Source organism: Streptomyces sp. SCSIO ZS0520, from assembly GCF_025643355.1.
In the GTDB taxonomy this organism is placed as follows: domain Bacteria; phylum Actinomycetota; class Actinomycetes; order Streptomycetales; family Streptomycetaceae; genus Streptomyces; species Streptomyces physcomitrii.
This window is the reverse complement of record NZ_CP092644.1, coordinates 2,375,540-2,393,114: the sequence shown is the minus strand read 5'-3', so window position 1 is coordinate 2,393,114 and position 17,575 is coordinate 2,375,540. Positions and strand designations below refer to the sequence as shown.

Here is a 17,575-nt window from a genome sequence, read left to right as displayed (position 1 = left end):
AGTCAGAACTTGTTGCGCGGGGTGAGCCCCAGCGACATGCCCGACAGGCCGCGCTGGCGGCCGCCGAGCTTGCCCGCGATGCCGCGCAGGGCCGCGCCCGCCGGGGAGTCCGGGTCGCTCAGCACGACCGGCTTGCCGTTGTCGCCGCCCTCGCGCAGGCGGACGTCGATCGGGATCGAGCCGAGGACCGGCACGGTGGCGCCGGTGGTCCTGGTGAGGCCGTCCGCGACCAGCTGGCCGCCGCCGGTGCCGAAGATGTCGACCATCTCGTCGCAGTGCGGACAGGGCAGCCCGGACATGTTCTCGACCACGCCGGCGATCTTCTGGTGGGTCTGCACCGCGATCGCCCCGGCCCGCTCCGCGACCTCGGCCGCGGCCTGCTGCGGGGTGGTGACCACCAGGATCTCGGCGTTCGGGACCAGCTGGGCGACCGAGATGGCGATGTCGCCGGTGCCGGGCGGCAGGTCGAGCAGGAGGACGTCGAGGTCGCCCCAGAAGACGTCCGCGAGGAACTGCTGGAGGGCGCGGTGCAGCATCGGGCCGCGCCAGACGACGGGGGCGTTGCCCGGGGTGAACATGCCGATCGAGATGACCTTCACGCCGTTCGCCGAGGGCGGCATGATCATGTTCTCGACCTGGGTGGGGCGGCCGTCCGCGCCGAGCATGCGCGGCACGCTGTGCCCGTAGATGTCGGCGTCGACCACGCCGACCTTCAGCCCGTCCGCGGCCATCGCCGCGGCGAGGTTCACCGTCACCGAGGACTTGCCGACGCCGCCCTTGCCGGATGCCACGGCGTAGACCCGGGTCAGGGAGCCGGGCTTGGCGAAGGGCACCTCCCGCTCGGTCTGGCCGCCGCGCAGCGCGGAGGCCAGCTCCTTGCGCTGCTCGTCGCTCATCACGTCCAGCGAGACATCGACCCGGCTGACGCCCTCGACCGCGGAGACCGCGTCGGTGACGTTCTTGATGATGGTCTCGCGCATCGGGCAGCCCGAGACCGTCAGATACACGGCGACCGCGACAGCGCCGTCCGCGCCGATCTCCACCGACTTGACCATCCCCAGCTCGGTGATGGGCCGCTGGATCTCCGGGTCGTTCACTGTCGCCAGTGCTTCACGCACCGCGTCTTCCGTAGCCATGAACCCGAGTTTACGGGCCTTCGCGGCTCCCCCGGAAAGGCCCTGCGCGGTCGTCTACATCACGTCCGCCCTCACCCTCCGCAGGGAATACGGCACGCTGCTCGTCCAGCTCCCGCGCCAGCTGCTTGACCAGGTCCTCCAGCTCGCTGCGGATCCAGTCCCGGGTGGCGACCTCGCCGAGCCCCATCCGCAGCGCCGCCACCTCCCGGCTGAGGTACTCGGTGTCCGCGATGGAGCGTTCGTTCTGCTTGCGGTCCTGCTCCAGGTTGACCCGGTCCCGGTCGTCCTGCCGGTTCTGCGCGAGCAGGATCAGCGGGGCCGCGTAGGAGGCCTGGAGGGAGAGCATCAGGGTCAGGAAGATGAACGGGTACTGGTCGAAGCGCAGCCGCTCCGGCGCCGAGACGTTCCACACCACCCAGGCGATGATGACGAAGGTCATCCAGACGATGAAGCGGCCGGTGCCCAGGAAGCGCGCGATGCGCTCGGAGAGCCGCCCGAAGGCCTCCGGGTCGTAGTCCGGCAGCAGCCTGCGGCGCGGGGCCCGCGGCTGGTCCAGGCGGATGCGCCCGCGGGCACTCTCCGTCCGCACCTCGCGCTGTTCAGCGACCACCGCGCACCCCGTCCAGCTCCCCGAGCGGCTCCTCCGTCACGAAGTCCGACTCGCGCCAGTCCCCGGGCAGCAGATGGTCCAGTACGTCGTCCACCGTGACCGTGCCGAGCAGCGAGCCGCTCTCGTCGACCACCGGGGCGGCCACCATGTCGTAGGTGGCGAAGAAGCCGGCGACCGCGGGCAGCGGCGTCTCCGGCGAGAGCGAGAGCAGGTCCTCGTCGATCAGCGAGCTGACCAGCGTGTACGGGGGGTCGCGCAGGAGCCGCTGGAAGTGCACGGTGCCCAGGAACTTGCCGGTCGGCGTCTCGTCCGGCGGGCGGCAGACGTAGACCTGCGCGGCGAGCGCGGGGGACAGGTCCTGGTTGCGCACCCGGGCCAGCGCGTCGGCGACCGTGGCGTCCGGGCGCAGCACCACCGGCTCGGTGGTCATCAGCCCGCCCGCGGTCCGGTCCTCGTAGGCCATCAGGCGGCGGACGTCGGCTGCCTCCCCGGGCCGCATCAGGGCGAGCAGGCGCTCCTTGTCCTCCTCGGGCAGCTCGCCCAGGAGGTCGGCGGCGTCGTCGGGGTCCATCGCCTCCAGGACGTCCGCGGCCCGCTCCTCCTTGAGCTTGCCGAGGATCTCGATCTGGTCGTCCTCGGGCAGCTCCTCCAGGACGTCCGCGAGCCGCTCGTCGTCGAGGGCGGCGGCGACCTCGGCCCGGCGCTTGGGGGAGAGGTGGTGCAGGACGTTGGCGAGGTCGGCGGGGCGCAGCTGCTCGAAGGTGGCGAGCAGGCTCTCGGCGCCCTGGCCGTGCTCCTCCAGGGCGAAGCCGGTCACCGCCGACCACTCGACGGTGAGCGCCTCGCCCTTGCTGCGCCGGAAGGCGCCGGTCTTGCCCTTGCGGACGAAGACCCGGTCGATCTCCCAGTCCCGGCGGGCCGGCAGCTGCTGCACCGAGATGTCCAGGACAGTGACCTCCTCGCCGGTCTCCACCAGGCGCACCCGGCGGTCGAGCAGTTCGCCGAGGACGAGCCGCTCGGTCGGCCGCTGCTCGAAGCGCTGGACGTTGAGCACCCCGGTGGTGATGACCTGGCCGGACTCGATGCCGGTCACCCGGGTCATGGGCAGGAAGATGCGGCGCCGGGTGGCCAGCTCCACGACCAGGCCGAGCAGCCGGGGCGGGCGTCCGGCGGGGGCCAGGGCGCGGCCGTCCGGGCCGGTGCGGGCGCCCTGGATGCGCAGCATCGCCACCAGGTCGCGGACCCGGCCGACCTGGTCGCCGTTGGGGTCGAAGACGGCGGTGCCCGCGAGATGCGAGACGAAGACCCTGGGCGCGCTCGCCGCCATCTCCGCGCCTCCTTCGCCCTGGTCGCCGCACGCCCTCGCGTGCCGTCCGCGCAGCCCGCTGGGCTGTTCGCGTAGTTCAGGCTAGTCCGTGGCGGTCGCACCCGCCTTGGCGGGCGGTCCACAAGGACTCCTGACACCGCCCGCGCGGCGCACCGGTACGCTGCCGTAGCGCCGCGCGCAGCGGACGGCACGGCTCCGTTCCGGCCGCCGCCTGCTGCCCGCGCCACCGTACGTCCCGCTCGACGAGAGGCAGCGCCACCAGTGAGCCCCTTCCCCCCGCGCCGCAGCAGCCGAGCCACCCCGGCCCTCGCCCTGTGCGCGGGTCTCGGGCTCGCGGTCGCCGGGGGCACGCTCGTCGCCTGCGGCGCGGACGACCCGGACGCCGGGACCAACGGCGTGGGCAAGCTGGCGGCGCCGGAGATCCAGCGCAAGTACAAGGCGGCGGCGAACGCGGCCGGGGCGGTGCACATCTCCGGGACGCTGGTCAGCAAGGGCGTCGCGTACAAGCTCGACATGCGGCTGAAGAACAACGGCGGCACCGGCGCGGTGAGCACCAAGGGCCGCACCTTCCGGCTGCTGCGGGTCGGCGAGCGGATGTATCTGAAGGCGGACGCGCAGTTCTGGCGCGGCGACGGCAAGAACGACTCGGCGGCGGCGCGCAAGCTCAGCGGCATGTACGTACGGGTGCCGACGGACGACCCCGCCTACGACCGGCTCAGCGGCTTCACCGACAAGAAGACGCTGCTCGACGGGGTGCTCACCCTGCACGGCAAGCTCGACAAGGGCGAGCGGGCCCGCAACTCCGGGGTGCGCACCGTCGAGCTCACCGGGGACGGCGGCGCGGGCGGCATCCTCGATGTCAGCCTGGAGGGCCGGCCCTATCCGCTGGAGCTGGAGCGGGCCGGGAACGCGGGCACCATCCGCCTCGCCGAGTGGAACAAGGAGTTCCGCCTCGCCGAGCCGCCCGAGGACGACCGCGTGGACTACGGCGCGAAACTCCCGAACTCCTGAGCCGGGGACGGCGGTCGGGCCCGCTGGCCGGTCCTGCTGAGCCGTTCCCGGTGCTCCTGGGCGCCCGCTAGCCGCGCTTCTTGCGCCCCCGCAGCAGCAGCCGCGGCAGAGCCTTCGGGATCGGGCGGCGGGTGGTCGCGGTGGTCGGCAGGGGAGCGGCGGCGAGGCTGCCGTCGGGCAGCGGGGGCGGCTCGGCCGGGGGGTCGGCCGGTTCCAGGCGCAGGACGCGGCACTCGCGGGCCCAGCGCTCGGGCATCGCCTCGCCGTCGGGCGCGTTCAGCCGCTTGCCCTTCAGCTCGCCGACCGCGGCCTCCCACCGCTCGCTCCCCGGGGCCAGCTCCACCACCCGGGCCTGCCAGCCGACCAGGCGCCCGCCCTTGTCCTTGCTGCGCACGGTGACGGTGGCGGTGCCGCCGTCGGTGAGCCCGGGCAGCGGCTGCTCGCCGGGTCCGTCGCCCACCAGGAGGGCGGCGCCCTCGTGCCAGACGTGCCACAGGCCGCGGGCGGGGCCGGTGCCGCGTACCCAGATCAGGCCGGACTTCTTGGTGGCCTCCTCGACGAGGGCGCGGCCGAGCAGCTCACGTGTCATGGGGACAGGGTAGTGAGCCGCCCGCCGGGCCCGACAGCGGACCGGCCCGAGGGCCCGCGGCTCACAGCCAGCCGTTGCGCTTGAGGGTGCGGTGGATGGCGAAGCAGATGGCGACCGTGACCAGGGCCACGGTCGGATAGCCGTAGCGCCAGCGCAGTTCCGGCATGTGGTCGAAGTTCATGCCGTAGACCCCGCAGACCATGGTGGGCACCGCGATGATCGCCGCCCAGGAGGTGATCTTGCGCATGTCCTCGTTCTGCGCGACGGAGGCCTGGGCGAGGTTGGCCTGGAGGATCGAGTTGAGCAGCTCGTCGAAGCCGGTCACCTGCTCCTGTACGCGGGCGAGGTGGTCGGCGACGTCCCGGAAGTACTTCTGGATCGCCGGGTCCACCAGCCGCATCGGCCGCTCGCTCAGCAGCTGCATGGGGCGCGCGAGCGGGGCCACGGCCCGCTTGAACTCCAGTACCTCGCGCTTGAGTTGGTAGATGCGCCCGGCGTCCACACCGCGCGAGGTGCCCTTGCCGGGCGCGGAGAAGACCTCGGTCTCCACCTCGTCGATGTCGTCCTGCATCGCGTCGGCCACCGCCAGATAGCCGTCCACCACGTGGTCGGCGATGGCGTGCAGCACCGAGGAGGGTCCCTTGGCGAGCAGTTCCGGGTCGTCCTGGAGGCGGTGGCGCAGGGCGCGCAGCGAGCCCTGGCCGCCGTGCCGGACGGTGAGGAAGAAGTCCCGTCCGGTGAAGCACATGACCTCGCCGGTGGCCACGATCTCGCTGGAGGCGGTGAGTTCGGCGTGCTCGACGTAGTGGATGGTCTTGAAGACGGTGAACAGGGTGTCGTCGTAGCGCTCCAGCTTCGGCCGCTGGTGGGCGTGGACGGCGTCCTCCACGGCGAGCGGGTGCAGCCCGAACTCGGCGGCGATACCGGCGAATTCGGCCTCGGTGGGCTCGTGCAGCCCGATCCAGGCGAAGCCTCCCTCGCTGCGCACCTGGAGCATCGCCGCATGGGGCGAGAGCCCCTCGCTGCCGGTGACGCGCCGCCCGTCGCGGTAGACCGCGCAGTCGACCACGGCCGAGGGGGTGGCGGGGTCGCGGGTGGTGTCGTAGCCCCCGGACGGGGTGCCGTCCTTGCGGGCGGCGGGGCGTACGGCAGCGCGGAGGTCACGGATCATCGACATGGGCAGGCTCCTTCGCTGAAGCGCCGCCGACAGGGCCCCGAGGGGCGGAACCACCCGGAATGAGGACGTCCTGCGGAGATCTCCGACCCCTCGTGCGGGGAGGGTTTGCTACGTCCACAAAGCGGGGAGCACCGCATCGTCGCGGTGGCGGCTGCGCTGGTTGCACACGGGATCGTGCGGGTGATGCAGGCGGGACGAACTGCTCTTCCGTCGCACGCCGGAGAAGGGCGAGGGGGAGCCCGTGGCGTCGGCGCGCGGGCGGTGGCTCTCGGGAGCTACTTGCCGTGCGGCGGGAAGAGCGGGTTGGTACTGGCAGGTCGACTTCGATCCACTGCAGTCCCACCTCCTCCGGCCGGTCCCCCGTGGGGGAAGTCTGGTCGGGGTCCGCGCGGAGGCGACTCCGCGGCTCGCTCGGCAGTGGGTGGGAGCCCTCTGCTGTGCTGCCCCGACGGCGCGTCAAGACTATCAGCCGGCGGAAGTGTCAAGGCCCGCCTTTGCCCTTTGCATACGCCTCCGCGGCGGCCTCCCCGGGCGTCTGCGCCCCCTGGACGCACGGTTCTTGACGCTCTCTTTGCGCGCGACGGCCGCCGTACGGGTGCTCCGGTCCGCCGCCCGCCCTCCACCGCGCCCCGGACGCACCCTCTAGGCTCACCGCATGTCTGACGTACTTGCCCTGGTCGAGGCCCGGCTGCACACCGCGCTCGGCGAGCCGGACGCCCGCGCCGCGGTGACCTTCCTCGGCACCGACCGCATCGAGGTGCTGCGCTTCACCGACCCGCGGGACGGCGGCCTGGTGCGCTACGCCACCCTGGGCATGTCGGCGCAGCCCATGACCGACCCCTCCGCCGCGCTCGCCGACCCGGTCGCGGGCCCCCGCGCGGAGCTGGTCCTCTCCCTGCGCGCCGGACGCGCCGACACCGACAAGGTGCTCCGCCCGCTGGCGGTGCTCGCCGCCTCGCCCCAGGTGGAGGGCCTGGTGGTGGCCCCCGGCGCCTCCCTCGACGTGGGCGAGGAGCTGTGGCCCGGGGCGCCCTTCACCTCGGTCCTGGTGGGCGAGCCCGGCGGACTCGTCGAGGACGTGGAGCCGGTGGCCGAGGGCATGGAGCCGGTGCGGATCCTGCCGGTGCTGCCGCTGACCCCGAACGAGGCCGCCTTCAAGCGGGTGCACGGCGCCGCCGCCCTGGAGGAGCGCTGGCTGCAGCACGGAACGGACCTGCGCGATCCGCTGCGCAGGTCCGTACCGCTGGACTGAGCCGCCCGGTCCCGAGGGCGGCGGCTCGCTCAGCCCGCGAACACCGAGACGCCGTCCTCGGTGGCGTGCCGGGTCTCCCGCTCCTCGGCCTCGTGGGTGAGCGACTTCCTGCGCACCGCGACCACCGCGGCGCCGAGCACCGCCGTCACGGCCGCGACCACGAAGGGCATCCGCGGGTCGCTCCACTCCTCGATCTTCGGCGCGAAGTAGGGGGCCGCCGCGGCGGCGAACCAGCGCACGAAGTTGTACCCGGCGCTGGCCACCGGCCGCGGGGCGTCGGAGACGCCGAGGGCCAGCTCCGTGTAGACGGTGTTGTTGACGCCGATGAAGGCGCCGGAGGCGATCGTCCCGGCGATGGCGGCGGCGTGGTTCCCGTAGCCGATGAGCAGCACGTCCGCGGCGAGCAGCACCAGCGAACCGGCCAGCACCTTCAGCGAGCCCAGCCGCTGCTGCAGCCGCGGGGCGACCAGCACCGAGAACACGGCGAGCAGCACGCCCCAGGCGAAGAAGACCGCACCGGACTTGTACGGGGTCATGTCCAGGACGAAGGGCGTGAAGGCCAGGACCGTGAAGAAGGTGTAGTTGTAGAAGAACGCCGAAGCCGCCGCGGAGGCGAGACCGCCGTGCCCGAGCGCCTTGAGCGGGTCCAGGAGCGAGGTCTTCCGCGCGGGCTTCGGCTGCTCCTTGAGCAGGGCGGTGACGGCGAGGAAGCCGACGGCCATCAGCGCCGCGGTGCCGAAGAAGGGGTAGCGCCAGCTGGCGTTGCCGAGCACGGCGCCGAGCAGCGGGCCGCAGGCCATGCCGAGGCCGAGCGCCGACTCGTAGAGCAGGATCGCCGCGGCGCTGCCGCCGGCCGCGGCCCCCACGATCACCGCCAGTGAGGTCGAGACGAAGAGGGCGTTGCCGAGCCCCCAGCCGGCCCGGAAGCCGACGAGCTGGTCCACGCTGCCGGAGGTCCCGGCGAGCGCGGCGAAGACCACCACCAGGGCGAGCCCCGCGAGCAGGGTCTTCTTGCCGCCGATCCGGCTGGAGACGAATCCGGTCACCAGCATGGCCACCGCGGTGATCAGGAAGTACGAGGTGAACAGGAGGGACACCTCGCCGGGTGTGGCCTCAAGCCCCTGGGCGATCGAGGGGAGGATCGGGTCGACCAGGCCGATGCCCATGAAGGCGACGACCGCCGCGCCCGCGGTGGCCCAGACCGCCTTCGGCTGGCGCAGGATGCCGCCCGCCCCCGCCTCGAACGCATCCCCTTCCGCGGGACCTCCTGTGCTGCTCATGTTGCTGCTCCTCCGTCTCGGACGGGACGTGATGGTTGGTCTATACACACATTAAGTTAGAGACGCTAATAAATGCAAGCTACATCTAAATCCGGGCTTCCCGGCCGGGCCTCCGGACGGGTGATCGTCCTTGACGCGAGGGATGCCGGGGAGGACCGTGGGGTGGCATGAGGGGCGAACCCAGTTGCCCGAAGTGCGGTGGCCGGGTACGGGCTCCCGGTCTCTTCGCCGATTCCTGGCAATGTGATGTGCACGGCGCCGTGCACCCACTGCAACCCGTGATCCCGCCCAGCGTCGAGGCGCTCGGGGTGGTCGTGCACCGGGCCGAGGTGCCGGTCTGGATGCCCTGGCCGCTCCCCGTGGGCTGGCTGTTCACCGGCGTCGCCTACGCGGGGGACGACCGCAGCGGCGGACGGGCGACCGCGGTGGCCTGCTCGGGCCCCGGGCCGCTCGGCGGCATCGGCGAACTCGTGCTCGTCGCCGAGGAACTCGGGGTCGGACTCGGCGCCCGCTACGCCGGACTCGACGGCCCCGACCCCGGCGCCCACCTCGACGTGGGCAAGCCCCCGCAGGCCAAGGTCCTTGCCGCCGGGCGGCCCACCCCGCTGTGGCACATCGCCGAATGCCCGCCCGACCGGGCCGTGTTCGCCGGAGAGGCCATGGGCCTGTGGGTCTGGGCCATCGTCTGGCCCGAGCAGTCCGGCCTGCTGATGTACGACGAGCTGGTCCTCACCGATCTGCGCGAGGCCGGCGCCGAGGTCGACCTGCTGCCCTGCGGCGCCCTCACCCCGCGCATCCTCTCGCCCTGAGCCCTCGGCCCCCGCCGCGCCGCATCGGGACCGCGCCGCATCGGGCCCGCGCCGCATCCGGACCGCGCCGCATCCGGACCGCGCCGCATCCGGACCGCGCCGCATCCGGCCCGCGCCGGTCCCTCGCGTCCGGCCCGGGCGGTGCCCGGGGAGTGCGCGAGCGCACACCGCTCAGGGCCCTGGCGGGGGTGCCTGCCCCGTTACCCTGGAGCGTCCCCTTCCGTCCCGCAGAGCTGGAGCGAGCGTCGTGCGCGTCGACCTGCACACCCACTCCACCGCCTCGGACGGCACGGACACCCCGGCCGAACTCGTACAGAAGGCGGCCGCGGCCGGTCTGGACGTGGTGGCGCTGACCGACCACGACAGCACCCGCGGCCACGCCGAGGCGCGCGCGGCCCTGCCCGAGGGGCTCACCCTGGTCACCGGCGCCGAACTCTCCTGCCGCCTCGACGGCGTGGGCCTGCACATGCTCGCCTACCTCTTCGACCCCGCGGAGCCGGAGCTGCTCGCCCGCCGCGAACTCGTCCGCGACGACCGGGTGCCGCGCGCCAAGGGCATGATCGCCAAGCTCCGGGAGCTGGGTGTGCCGGTCACCTGGGAGCAGGTCGCGCGGATCGCGGGCCGGGGCTCGGTGGGCCGCCCGCACCTCGCCGAGGCGCTGGTCGAACTCGGCGTGGTGGACACCGTCTCGGACGCCTTCTCCCCGCAGTGGCTCGGCGACGGCGGACGCGCCTACGTGGACAAGTTCGAGCTGGACCCCTTCGAGGCGATACGGCTGGTCAAGGCCGCCGGAGGCGTGACCGTCTTCGCGCACCCGGCCGCCGTCAAGCGCGGCCGGACCGTCCCCGAGGAGTCCCTCGCCGCCCTCGCCGCCGCCGGGCTCGACGGCCTGGAGGCCGACCACATGGACCACGAGCCCGCCACCCGCGCCCGGCTGCACGGACTCGCCGCCGAACTCGGCCTGCTCGCCACCGGCTCCAGCGACTACCACGGCAGCCGCAAGACCTGCTCCCTCGGCGACTTCACCACCGACCCCGAGGTCTACGGTGAGATCACCCGCCGCGCCACCGGCGCCTTCCCCGTCCCCGGCACCGGCGGAACCGTGAACTCCTGAGCCCGGGCGGGCACTTGGGGCCGCTCAGCCCCTCGCCCCCGCGTCGACCGCGGGACCCTGACGCCCGTCCGCTGCCACCCGGCGGTTCTCCCGCCACCCGGCGGTTCTCCGCCGGGACGCCTCCCGTACGGTCCGGCCGCCACCCCGCGGCCGGTTCGCCCTGCCCGGCACGCCTCGGCCCCTGCCGCCCGTGCCCGGCCCCCTGTGTCCACCGCTCCACCGCTCCCGCAAGGCTGTCCCGTGTTCGATGTCGCCGTATTCGCCTCTCTCTTCGTCACCCTCTTCGTGATCATGGACCCGCCCGGGATCACGCCGATCTTCCTCGCGCTGACCGCGGGGCGGCCCGCCAAGGTGCAGCGCCGGATGGCCTTCCAGGCGGTCTGCGTGGCCTTCGGTGTGATCGCCGTCTTCGGGCTGCTCGGCCACCAGATCCTCGACTACCTGCATGTCTCGGTGCCCGCCCTGATGATCGCGGGCGGACTGCTGCTCCTGCTCATCGCCCTCGATCTGCTCACCGGCAAGACCGACGAGCCGAAGCAGACCAAGGAGGTCAATGTCGCGCTCGTCCCGCTCGGCATGCCGCTGCTCGCCGGGCCCGGGGCGATCGTCTCGGTGATCCTCGCCGTGCAGGACGCGGACGGCTTCGACGCGCAGTTCTCCGTATGGGCGGCGATCGCGCTGATCCATGTCGTGCTCTGGCTGGTGATGCGCTACTCGCTGCTGATCATCCGGGTCATCCGGGACGGCGGCGTGGTCCTGGTGACCCGGCTCGCCGGGATGATGCTCTCGGCGCTCGCCGTGCAGCAGATCATCAACGGCGTGACCCAGGTGGTCCAGGGCGGCGCCTGACCCCGCACGGGCGAAGCCCCCGCCCGCTCCGTGGAGCGTGCGGGGGCTTCGGCGAACCGGCTGCCTGTCGATCAGGCTGCATGGGACGGCGTACGGACAACAGCAAGGTGCTCGGTAACGGCCGTGCGGAATACGGGAATTACGAGGCCGCTTCGGCGGGCCGGATGTAGAGGCGCTGCCCGGTGGCGGCGGCCTGCTGCACGATCCCGTTGACGGAGGCGGCGTCCACGACGGTGCTGTCGATCGCGGCACCGGCGTCGTCGAGGCGCATGATTTCGAAGCGCACAGGCTTCTCCCTTCCTCGGGTGATCCTCCTGGCGGAGAACTGCTGCCGCGGGCACGATTCTCTGCCCGCGGGTGGATCGGGGCGGTTGCCCGCCCGTGAAGAGTGGATTGCGAGGCCGCTCGGGGCCTCGCGCACACTCCCTACAACCGGCTGGAGTACCCAATGATTCCCTACGCTAAAGAAAATTTTCGCGTATCTAATTACTGACACGTAAGCATCGCGGCCCTCGCGGCTTGTGCACCCCGCGCCGCCGCCCGGACAATGGGCCGCGATGAACGAGGACAACCGAGTCGACGAGGCCGCCCTCGCGGCACGCCTGGACCGCACCAACGAACTGCTGCAACGCGTGCTCGCCGAGGTGGCCAAGACCCCCTCCACCCACGCGATCTTCGTGGACGCGGGGTACGTCTACGCCGCCGCCGGGCGCCTGGTCGCGGGGACCGAGGACCGGCGCTCCTTCGACCTCGACGCGGAAGGGCTCATCGAGGCGCTGATCGACAAGGCCCGCACCCTCTTCGCCGACAGCAGGCTGCTGCGCGTCTACTGGTACGACGGCGCCCGACGCCGCATCCACACCGCCGAGCAGCAGTCGATCGCCGAACTGCCCGACGTCAAGGTCCGCCTCGGCAACCTCAACGCCAACAACCAGCAGAAGGGCGTCGACTCCCTCATCCGCAGCGACCTGGAGTCCCTGGCCCGGCACCGCGCCATCAGCGACGCCGCCCTGATCGGCGGCGACGAGGACCTCGTCTCGGCGGTCGAGGCCGCCCAGGGCTACGGCGCCCGGGTCCACCTCTGGGGCATCGAGGCCCCGGACGCGCGCAACCAGGCCGAGCCGCTGCTCTGGGAGGTCGACAGCCAGCGCACCTTCGACCTCGACTTCTTCAAGCCGTACGTCACCCGCCGCACCCTGAGCGTCCCCGAGACCCCCACCGGGCAGCGGCCCACCCGGGAGGACGTCCGCTTCGTCGGGGCCCAGATCGCCGCCCGCTGGCTGGCCGCCAAGGGGCGCGAGTCCCTCGCCGAGCTGCTGCCGGGGCATCCCTATCTGCCGGGTTCGGTGGACCAGGACCTCCTGGTGGAGGCGGAGGGGCTGCTCCAGTATTCGCTGCGCGGCCAGTCCGACCTGCGGCGCGTCCTGCGGGACGGCTTCTGGGAGCACGTACAGACGCTGTACTGAGTGGACGGGCGGACGCTGTACTGAGCGGACGGGCGGACGTTGTACTGAGTGGACGGGCAGAGGCTGTACTGGGCGGGCGGGCGTGCGTGCGGGTGGATGCCCGCCCGGCGGTCGGTCGTCGCCCGCTCCCGGCCCGTCCGCGCCCGGGCCGTCTCTGGCGGTGGTGCCGCCCGGCACGCAGGATGGGGGCACCACCGACGCCGTTCCGAGAGGCCGCGCCCGTATGAACGCCCCGCCGCCCCACCCGCCCCCGGGGCCCCGGCTGCCCCGGCAGCCGCAGGGACCGGAGGGCTGGCCGGACCAGTGGCCGCCCCAGCCGCCGCTGCGGCCCGCCAAGGCCTGGTACCTCCTGGTCGCGCTGCTGATGATGTGCGGGGCGGGCTTCACCGGACTGGGCGTGGTGGCGGGACTCTTCCTCAAGGCGGGCAAGTGGGCGGCCTGCGACATCACCGCGGACTGCGCCCACCACCCGAACGACCCCGGCTACCGCGAGCCCGGCTATCCGCTCTGGCCCTTCGTGACGGCCGCGGTCCTCGCCGCGCTCGCCCTCGGCCTCTTCCTCGTCCTCTTCCTGGCCCGCCGCCGCAACGCGCGCGCTCAGGGCGGCCCATCGTCAAGAACAGATTGACGATCCGCTCATCGTCAATCTACGCTTGACGCATGAGTCCCCTCGACATCAGCCTCGCCGACCTGATCGCCCGCCTCGACGAAGAGTTCCCCGACGCCGACCACCTGGCCCGCATCAGCGAGGCCCAGCTGCGCAATCAGACCCTGGCCGACCTCGGTGACCAGCTCGTCGACCACTACGTGGGCCGGGCCAAGCGCGCCGGTGCCTCCTGGAGCGAGGTCGGCGAGGCCATCGGGGTGTCCAAGCAGGCCGCCCAGCAACGCCATTCGCCCGCCCCCTTCGACCGGTTCACCGAACGCAACCGGCACAGCATCGTGCTGGCCCAGGAGGCCGCCCGCACCCACAAGCACGACTTCATCGGCACCGAACACCTCCTGCTCGGCCTGCTCGGCGAACGGCAGGGCCTGGCGTACGAGGTGCTGCTCGCGAAGACCGGCGCGGAGCGGCGCGTCCGCGAGGCTGTCGAGGCGGCCCTGCCCCCGGCCGGGAAGAAGGCGCCGCGGGGGCACATCGCCTTCCGGCCGGAGAGCAAGGAGGCCATCGAGCAGGCCCTCGCCGCCGCGGTCGACCTCGGCCACGACCGGGTCGGCACCGAGCACTCGCTCCTCGGCCTGATCCGCGTCGAGGCGAGCCCGGCCGCGGGAATCCTGCGCGAACTCGGCTTCACGCCCGAGGAGTTGCGCGAGACGGTCCGGGCCGAGGTCGCCCGGCGCTCCACCGGCAGCGAGGAGGCCTAGGCCGCGTCCGGAGGGCCGCCGGTCAGCCCTGCTCGCCGTACGGCTCCACCTCGTCCCAGAAGGCCGCGAGCGCCGTCGCCGTCGGCTTCGGCCGGTCGGTGTTGGGGGAGTGGTCGGCGCCCGGCACGATCGTGCGCCGGGCGCCGAGCCGCAGCGCCATCTCGTCCAGGAGCGGCACCGGCCAGATGCCGTCGGTGGCGCCGGAGATCACGTGCAGCGGCAGCGGAATCCGGGCGAGTTCCCCGACCCGGTCCGGCTCGGTGCACAACTGCCTTCCGGTGGCGAGGAGTTGGGCCGGTGAGGTGAGCAGCCAGCGGCGCCGGAAGCGGTCCGGGTCGGCGGCCTCGGGCTGCTGCCGCGCGGGGCCCGGGTCGAGCACGCCCTCGTCGACGCCGGGCTCGCCCTCCTCCGGCGGCTCGAAGGCCTGGATGGCCTCCCAGACCTCGGCCATGTCGATCTCGCCGAGCACACTGCCGAGCAGCCGCACCCGCTCCTGCTGCGCGGCCGAGATCTCGGCGGGGCCGGAGGACATCAGCGTCAGGGAGCGGAAGGGCGTGTGGTCGTCCAGCACCGCGGCCCGGGCGATCTGCCCGCCGAGCGAGTGCCCGAGCAGGTGCAGGGGGGTGCCGAGCGCGGCCGCCTGGGCGTGCACATCGGCGGCCAACTCGGCCTGCGCATACGCCGATTGGTCGTCCTTCGGCCCGGCGGACTCGTGCTGGCCGCGGCCGTCCACGGCGACCGTGCGGTACCCGGCCGCGTTGAGGATCTCGTGCAGCGGGCCGAAGTCCTCCTTGGAGCCGGTGTAGCCGGGCAGCAGCAGGGCCGTGCCGCGGACCCGCTCGGTGGCGGCGGGGGAGTCGACCACGGCGAAGCCGCCGCGGGCGGTCTCCAGCCGGTAGACGCGGGCGCGGGGCGGCGGGGCGAAGGTCGGGGGCCTGCTCATGCGCCGAAGGCTATCCGGCGCTCCGGTGCGGGCGTACGGGCCCCGGCCTTTGACATGCAGCCCTCACCTGGCCCGGCAGCCGGTGAGCGAGCACCTGGCACACCTTCACCCCGGAGTTCGCCGAGTCCGCCTCGATGGGCGAGGAGGTGCGGGCGCGGAGGGCGGCCGAGCCGCGGTCCCGGGTGACCTTCGGGACCGAGCAGCTCGGCGAGAGGGTCGGACGCACCGTGACCCACGAGGGCTTCGGACCCGGCAGCACCGTCCCGGAGTTCGATGCGCACCGGCTGGCACCGGCTGCTCTCCGGCCTCAAGACCCTCCTGGGGATCGGCGAGGTCCTGCCCGCCCCGGAGTCCTGAGCGGCCCGGCCCTCCCGGGGCACGCGAACGCCCCGGGCCGCCCGGAGCACGCGAACTCCCCAGGCCGCCCGGGAGCACGCGAACGGCCCGGATCCCTCGCGGGGTCCGGGCCGTCCGGTTGCTGCCTCAAGTCCCGTACCGCGTCGGCGCCTTACCGTCTGCGCGCCTGCGGCGGGAGTGCGGCGGGCTCAGCCCTCCACGGCCGCCTCGGCGACCGGGGCGCTCTCCGCGCTCTTACGGGCGCGGGTGCGGCGGCGCGGCTTCGCGGCCTCGCCCTCCGCGGTGGCCGCGGGCTGCTCGGCGCCCTCGGCGGCGGACGCCTTGGCGCGGGTGCGGCGCCGGGGCTTGGCCTCCGCGCCGTCCTGCTGGGCGGGCACCTCGGCGGCCTGCGCGGCCGGGGCCGCCTCGGCCGCCGACTCGGCGCTCTTGCGGGTCCGGCGGCGGCGCGGGTTGGCGGCCTCGCCCTCGGCGGTCTCGACGGCCGCCACGGCGGCGGCCTCCGGCTGCTGCGGGGCGGCCGCCTCGGGCGCCGCGCCCGCGCGGGTGCGGCGGCGACGGCGCGGGGGGTGCGCGGCTCGCCGGACTCCTCGGCGGCGGGTGCCTCGGTGGCCGGTGCCTCGGCGGTGCCGCTGGCCTTGCCCTCCAGGCCGCCGCGGGTGCGGCGACGGCGGCGCGGGGTGCGCGCCGGGCGCTCGCGCTCCCGCTCCTGGGTACGCGGCGCGCGGCCGCGGCCCCCGGTCTCGCCGAGGTCCTCGACCTCCTCGGCACCGAGTCCGGCGCGGGTCCGCTCGGAGCGGGGCAGTACGCCCTTGGTGCCCGCGGGGATGCGCAGCTCCTCGAAGAGGTGCGGGGAGGTGGAGTAGGTCTCGACCGGGTCGTTGAAGGCCAGGTCCAGCGCCTTGTTGATGAGCTGCCAGCGCGGGATGTCGTCCCAGTCGACCAGGGTGATCGCGGTGCCGGACTTGCCGGCCCGGCCGGTCCGCCCGATGCGGTGGAGGTAGGTCTTCTCCTCCTCCGGGCACTGGTAGTTGATGACGTGCGTGACGCCCCCGACGTCGATGCCGCGGGCGGCGACATCGGTGCAGACGAGCACGTCCACCTTGCCGTTGCGGAAGGCGCGCAGCGCCTGCTCGCGGGCGCCCTGGCCCAGGTCGCCGTGGACCGCGCCGGAGGCGAAGCCGCGGCGCTGGAGCTGCTCGGCGATGTCGGCGGCGGTGCGCTTGGTGCGGCAGAAGATCATCGCCAGACCGCGGCCCTCGGCCTGCAGTATCCGGGCGACCATCTCCGGCTTGTCCATCGAGTGCGCCCGGAAGACGTGCTGGGCGGTGTTGGCAACGGTGGCGCCCTCGTCGTCCGGCGCGGTGGCGCGGATGTGGGTGGGCTGCGACATGTAGCGGCGGGCGAGGCCGATCACGGCGCCCGGCATGGTGGCCGAGAACAGCATGGTCTGGCGGCGCACCGGCAGCAGGTTGATGATCTTCTCGACGTCGGGCAGGAAGCCCAGGTCGAGCATCTCGTCGGCCTCGTCCAGGACCAGGCTCTTCACATGGCCGAGGTTGAGCTTCTTCTGGCCCGCGAGGTCGAGCAGCCGCCCGGGGGTGCCGACGATGACGTCGACGCCCTTCCTGAGCGCCTCCACCTGGGGCTCGTAGGCGCGGCCGCCGTAGATCGCGAGGACCCGGACGTTGCGCACCTTGCCCGCGGTGAGCAGGTCGTTGGTGACCTGGGTGCACAGCTCGCGGGTGGGGACGACGACGAGGGCCTGCGGGGCGTCGGTGAGGTCCTCGGGGGCGGCCCGGCCGGACTCCACGTCGGCGGGTACGGTGACCCGCTCCAGGAGGGGCAGGCCGAAGCCGAGGGTCTTGCCGGTGCCGGTCTTGGCCTGGCCGATCACATCGGTGCCGGAGAGGGCGACCGGGAGGGTCAGCTCCTGGATCGGGAAGGGAGTGGTGATGCCGACGGCCTCCAGGGCCTCGGCGGTCTCGGCGAGGATGCCGAGGTCTCGGAAAGTCGTGGTCTGCGTAGGCTCGGTACTCAGGGTGATGCCTCTTCTGTGAGACGCGGCGCGAGGCGAACGCGGGGGTCGTGACCGTGCCGGGAAACCGGCCACCTGCGAGGCGGGCCGAGTGGCAAGGGACCACTGCCGACGCTCGAGCGCTCTTACCGCGGAGGGCCCCTCCTGAGCCGTACGCGACTGTGCCGTACCGCCGGAGGGCTGTCGGGTCGGAGCCGATCGGGCCACCGACCGGGCATCCTCATTCGTGACTGCCCGCCGGGACGCGTCGCCAAT

The 17,575-nt window shown here is 73.3% G+C and carries 16 protein-coding genes and 1 pseudogene; 8 read left to right on the top strand and 9 right to left on the bottom strand.

Annotated elements, in window-relative coordinates:
• Positions 1-2 precede the first annotated feature (2 nt).
• From MID12_RS08835 to MID12_RS08825, 3 genes are read right to left on the bottom strand one after another with little or no spacing between them, the layout of a single operon-like run.
• Complete coding sequence (locus tag MID12_RS08835) at positions 3-1,136, bottom strand: Mrp/NBP35 family ATP-binding protein (protein ID WP_040248629.1); 1,134 nt, start codon at positions 1,134-1,136, stop codon at positions 3-5.
• A 10-nt stretch (positions 1,137-1,146) separates the two neighbouring features.
• Positions 1,147-1,746, bottom strand: coding sequence for a DUF1003 domain-containing protein (locus tag MID12_RS08830; RefSeq protein ID WP_052482204.1), 600 nt, complete (start codon positions 1,744-1,746; stop codon positions 1,147-1,149).
• The gene (locus MID12_RS08825; protein ID WP_040248626.1) at positions 1,736-3,073 is read right to left on the bottom strand and encodes a magnesium transporter MgtE N-terminal domain-containing protein; all 1,338 of its coding nucleotides are present in this window, start codon (positions 3,071-3,073) and stop codon (positions 1,736-1,738) included. Before MID12_RS08825 ends, MID12_RS08830 begins: the two co-directional genes overlap by 11 nt.
• Positions 3,074-3,334: 261 nt before the next feature.
• Here MID12_RS08825 and MID12_RS08820 point away from each other — a divergent pair, with 261 nt between their 5' ends.
• Positions 3,335-4,084 (top strand): hypothetical protein, encoded by a 750-nt coding sequence (locus MID12_RS08820; RefSeq protein ID WP_040248624.1) that lies wholly within the window; start codon positions 3,335-3,337, stop codon positions 4,082-4,084.
• A 67-nt stretch (positions 4,085-4,151) separates the two neighbouring features.
• Here MID12_RS08820 and MID12_RS08815 read toward each other — a convergent pair whose 3' ends face one another.
• On the bottom strand, positions 4,152-4,673 hold the full coding sequence (locus MID12_RS08815; protein ID WP_040248621.1) for a hypothetical protein: 522 nt from the start codon (positions 4,671-4,673) through the stop codon (positions 4,152-4,154).
• A gap of 61 nt (positions 4,674-4,734) precedes the next feature.
• A complete protein-coding gene (locus MID12_RS08810; RefSeq protein ID WP_040248619.1) occupies positions 4,735-5,850 on the bottom strand; it encodes a magnesium and cobalt transport protein CorA in 1,116 nt (371 codons plus the stop codon).
• Between the two features lie 655 nt (positions 5,851-6,505).
• Here MID12_RS08810 and MID12_RS08805 point away from each other — a divergent pair.
• Complete coding sequence (locus tag MID12_RS08805; protein ID WP_040248616.1) at positions 6,506-7,102, top strand: suppressor of fused domain protein; 597 nt, start codon at positions 6,506-6,508, stop codon at positions 7,100-7,102.
• Between the two features lie 29 nt (positions 7,103-7,131).
• Here MID12_RS08805 and MID12_RS08800 read toward each other — a convergent pair whose 3' ends face one another.
• Positions 7,132-8,382: an MFS transporter gene (locus MID12_RS08800; RefSeq protein ID WP_263165857.1), complete on the bottom strand. Its 1,251-nt coding sequence runs from the start codon at positions 8,380-8,382 to the stop codon at positions 7,132-7,134.
• Between the two features lie 167 nt (positions 8,383-8,549).
• Here MID12_RS08800 and MID12_RS08795 point away from each other — a divergent pair, with 167 nt between their 5' ends.
• The 3 genes from MID12_RS08795 (at position 8,550) to MID12_RS08785 (ending at position 11,154) form a co-directional block, all read left to right on the top strand.
• Entirely contained in the window at positions 8,550-9,191 is a 642-nt protein-coding gene (locus tag MID12_RS08795) for a DUF6758 family protein (RefSeq protein WP_040248612.1), read from the top strand.
• Between the two features lie 247 nt (positions 9,192-9,438).
• A complete protein-coding gene (locus MID12_RS08790) occupies positions 9,439-10,305 on the top strand; it encodes a PHP domain-containing protein (RefSeq protein ID WP_263165855.1) in 867 nt (288 codons plus the stop codon).
• Positions 10,306-10,545: 240 nt separating this feature from the next.
• The gene (locus tag MID12_RS08785; RefSeq protein ID WP_040248607.1) at positions 10,546-11,154 is read left to right on the top strand and encodes a MarC family protein; all 609 of its coding nucleotides are present in this window, start codon (positions 10,546-10,548) and stop codon (positions 11,152-11,154) included.
• 139 nt (positions 11,155-11,293) lie between these two features.
• Here MID12_RS08785 and MID12_RS08780 read toward each other — a convergent pair whose 3' ends face one another.
• Positions 11,294-11,440, bottom strand: a complete 147-nt coding sequence (locus tag MID12_RS08780; RefSeq protein WP_163011107.1) for a hypothetical protein — start codon at positions 11,438-11,440, stop codon at positions 11,294-11,296.
• 271 nt (positions 11,441-11,711) lie between these two features.
• Here MID12_RS08780 and MID12_RS08775 point away from each other — a divergent pair, with 271 nt between their 5' ends.
• The 3 genes from MID12_RS08775 (at position 11,712) to MID12_RS08765 (ending at position 13,985) form a co-directional block, all read left to right on the top strand.
• Positions 11,712-12,620, top strand: coding sequence for an NYN domain-containing protein (locus MID12_RS08775; RefSeq protein ID WP_263165851.1), 909 nt, complete (start codon positions 11,712-11,714; stop codon positions 12,618-12,620).
• Positions 12,621-12,843: 223 nt separating this feature from the next.
• Complete coding sequence (locus MID12_RS08770) at positions 12,844-13,248, top strand: hypothetical protein (protein WP_263165848.1); 405 nt, start codon at positions 12,844-12,846, stop codon at positions 13,246-13,248.
• Positions 13,249-13,280: 32 nt separating this feature from the next.
• On the top strand, positions 13,281-13,985 hold the full coding sequence (locus MID12_RS08765; protein ID WP_263165846.1) for a Clp protease N-terminal domain-containing protein: 705 nt from the start codon (positions 13,281-13,283) through the stop codon (positions 13,983-13,985).
• A gap of 22 nt (positions 13,986-14,007) precedes the next feature.
• Here MID12_RS08765 and MID12_RS08760 read toward each other — a convergent pair whose 3' ends face one another.
• Entirely contained in the window at positions 14,008-14,928 is a 921-nt protein-coding gene (locus MID12_RS08760; protein WP_263165844.1) for an alpha/beta fold hydrolase, read from the bottom strand.
• Positions 14,925-17,212 (bottom strand): annotated as a pseudogene (locus tag MID12_RS08755) (DEAD/DEAH box helicase). The gene MID12_RS08760 and the pseudogene MID12_RS08755 overlap by 4 nt, the downstream one beginning before the upstream one ends.
• Positions 17,213-17,575 lie beyond the last annotated feature (363 nt).

Bases quoted from the DNA above. Each gene is read 5' to 3' on its own strand.
- MID12_RS08770 (WP_263165848.1), top strand. From the start codon at position 12,844: ATGAACGCCCCGCCGCCCCACCCGCCCCCGGGGCCCCGGCTGCCCCGG.
- MID12_RS08815 (WP_040248621.1), bottom strand. From the start codon at position 4,673: ATGACACGTGAGCTGCTCGGCCGCGCCCTCGTCGAGGAGGCCACCAAG.
- MID12_RS08795 (WP_040248612.1), top strand. From the start codon at position 8,550: ATGAGGGGCGAACCCAGTTGCCCGAAGTGCGGTGGCCGGGTACGGGCT.
- MID12_RS08805 (WP_040248616.1), top strand. From the start codon at position 6,506: ATGTCTGACGTACTTGCCCTGGTCGAGGCCCGGCTGCACACCGCGCTC.
- MID12_RS08765 (WP_263165846.1), top strand. From the start codon at position 13,281: ATGAGTCCCCTCGACATCAGCCTCGCCGACCTGATCGCCCGCCTCGAC.
- MID12_RS08760 (WP_263165844.1), bottom strand. From the start codon at position 14,928: ATGAGCAGGCCCCCGACCTTCGCCCCGCCGCCCCGCGCCCGCGTCTAC.
- MID12_RS08835 (WP_040248629.1), bottom strand. From the start codon at position 1,136: ATGGCTACGGAAGACGCGGTGCGTGAAGCACTGGCGACAGTGAACGAC.
- MID12_RS08825 (WP_040248626.1), bottom strand. From the start codon at position 3,073: ATGGCGGCGAGCGCGCCCAGGGTCTTCGTCTCGCATCTCGCGGGCACC.
- MID12_RS08800 (WP_263165857.1), bottom strand. From the start codon at position 8,382: ATGAGCAGCACAGGAGGTCCCGCGGAAGGGGATGCGTTCGAGGCGGGG.
- MID12_RS08810 (WP_040248619.1), bottom strand. From the start codon at position 5,850: ATGTCGATGATCCGTGACCTCCGCGCTGCCGTACGCCCCGCCGCCCGC.
- MID12_RS08775 (WP_263165851.1), top strand. From the start codon at position 11,712: ATGAACGAGGACAACCGAGTCGACGAGGCCGCCCTCGCGGCACGCCTG.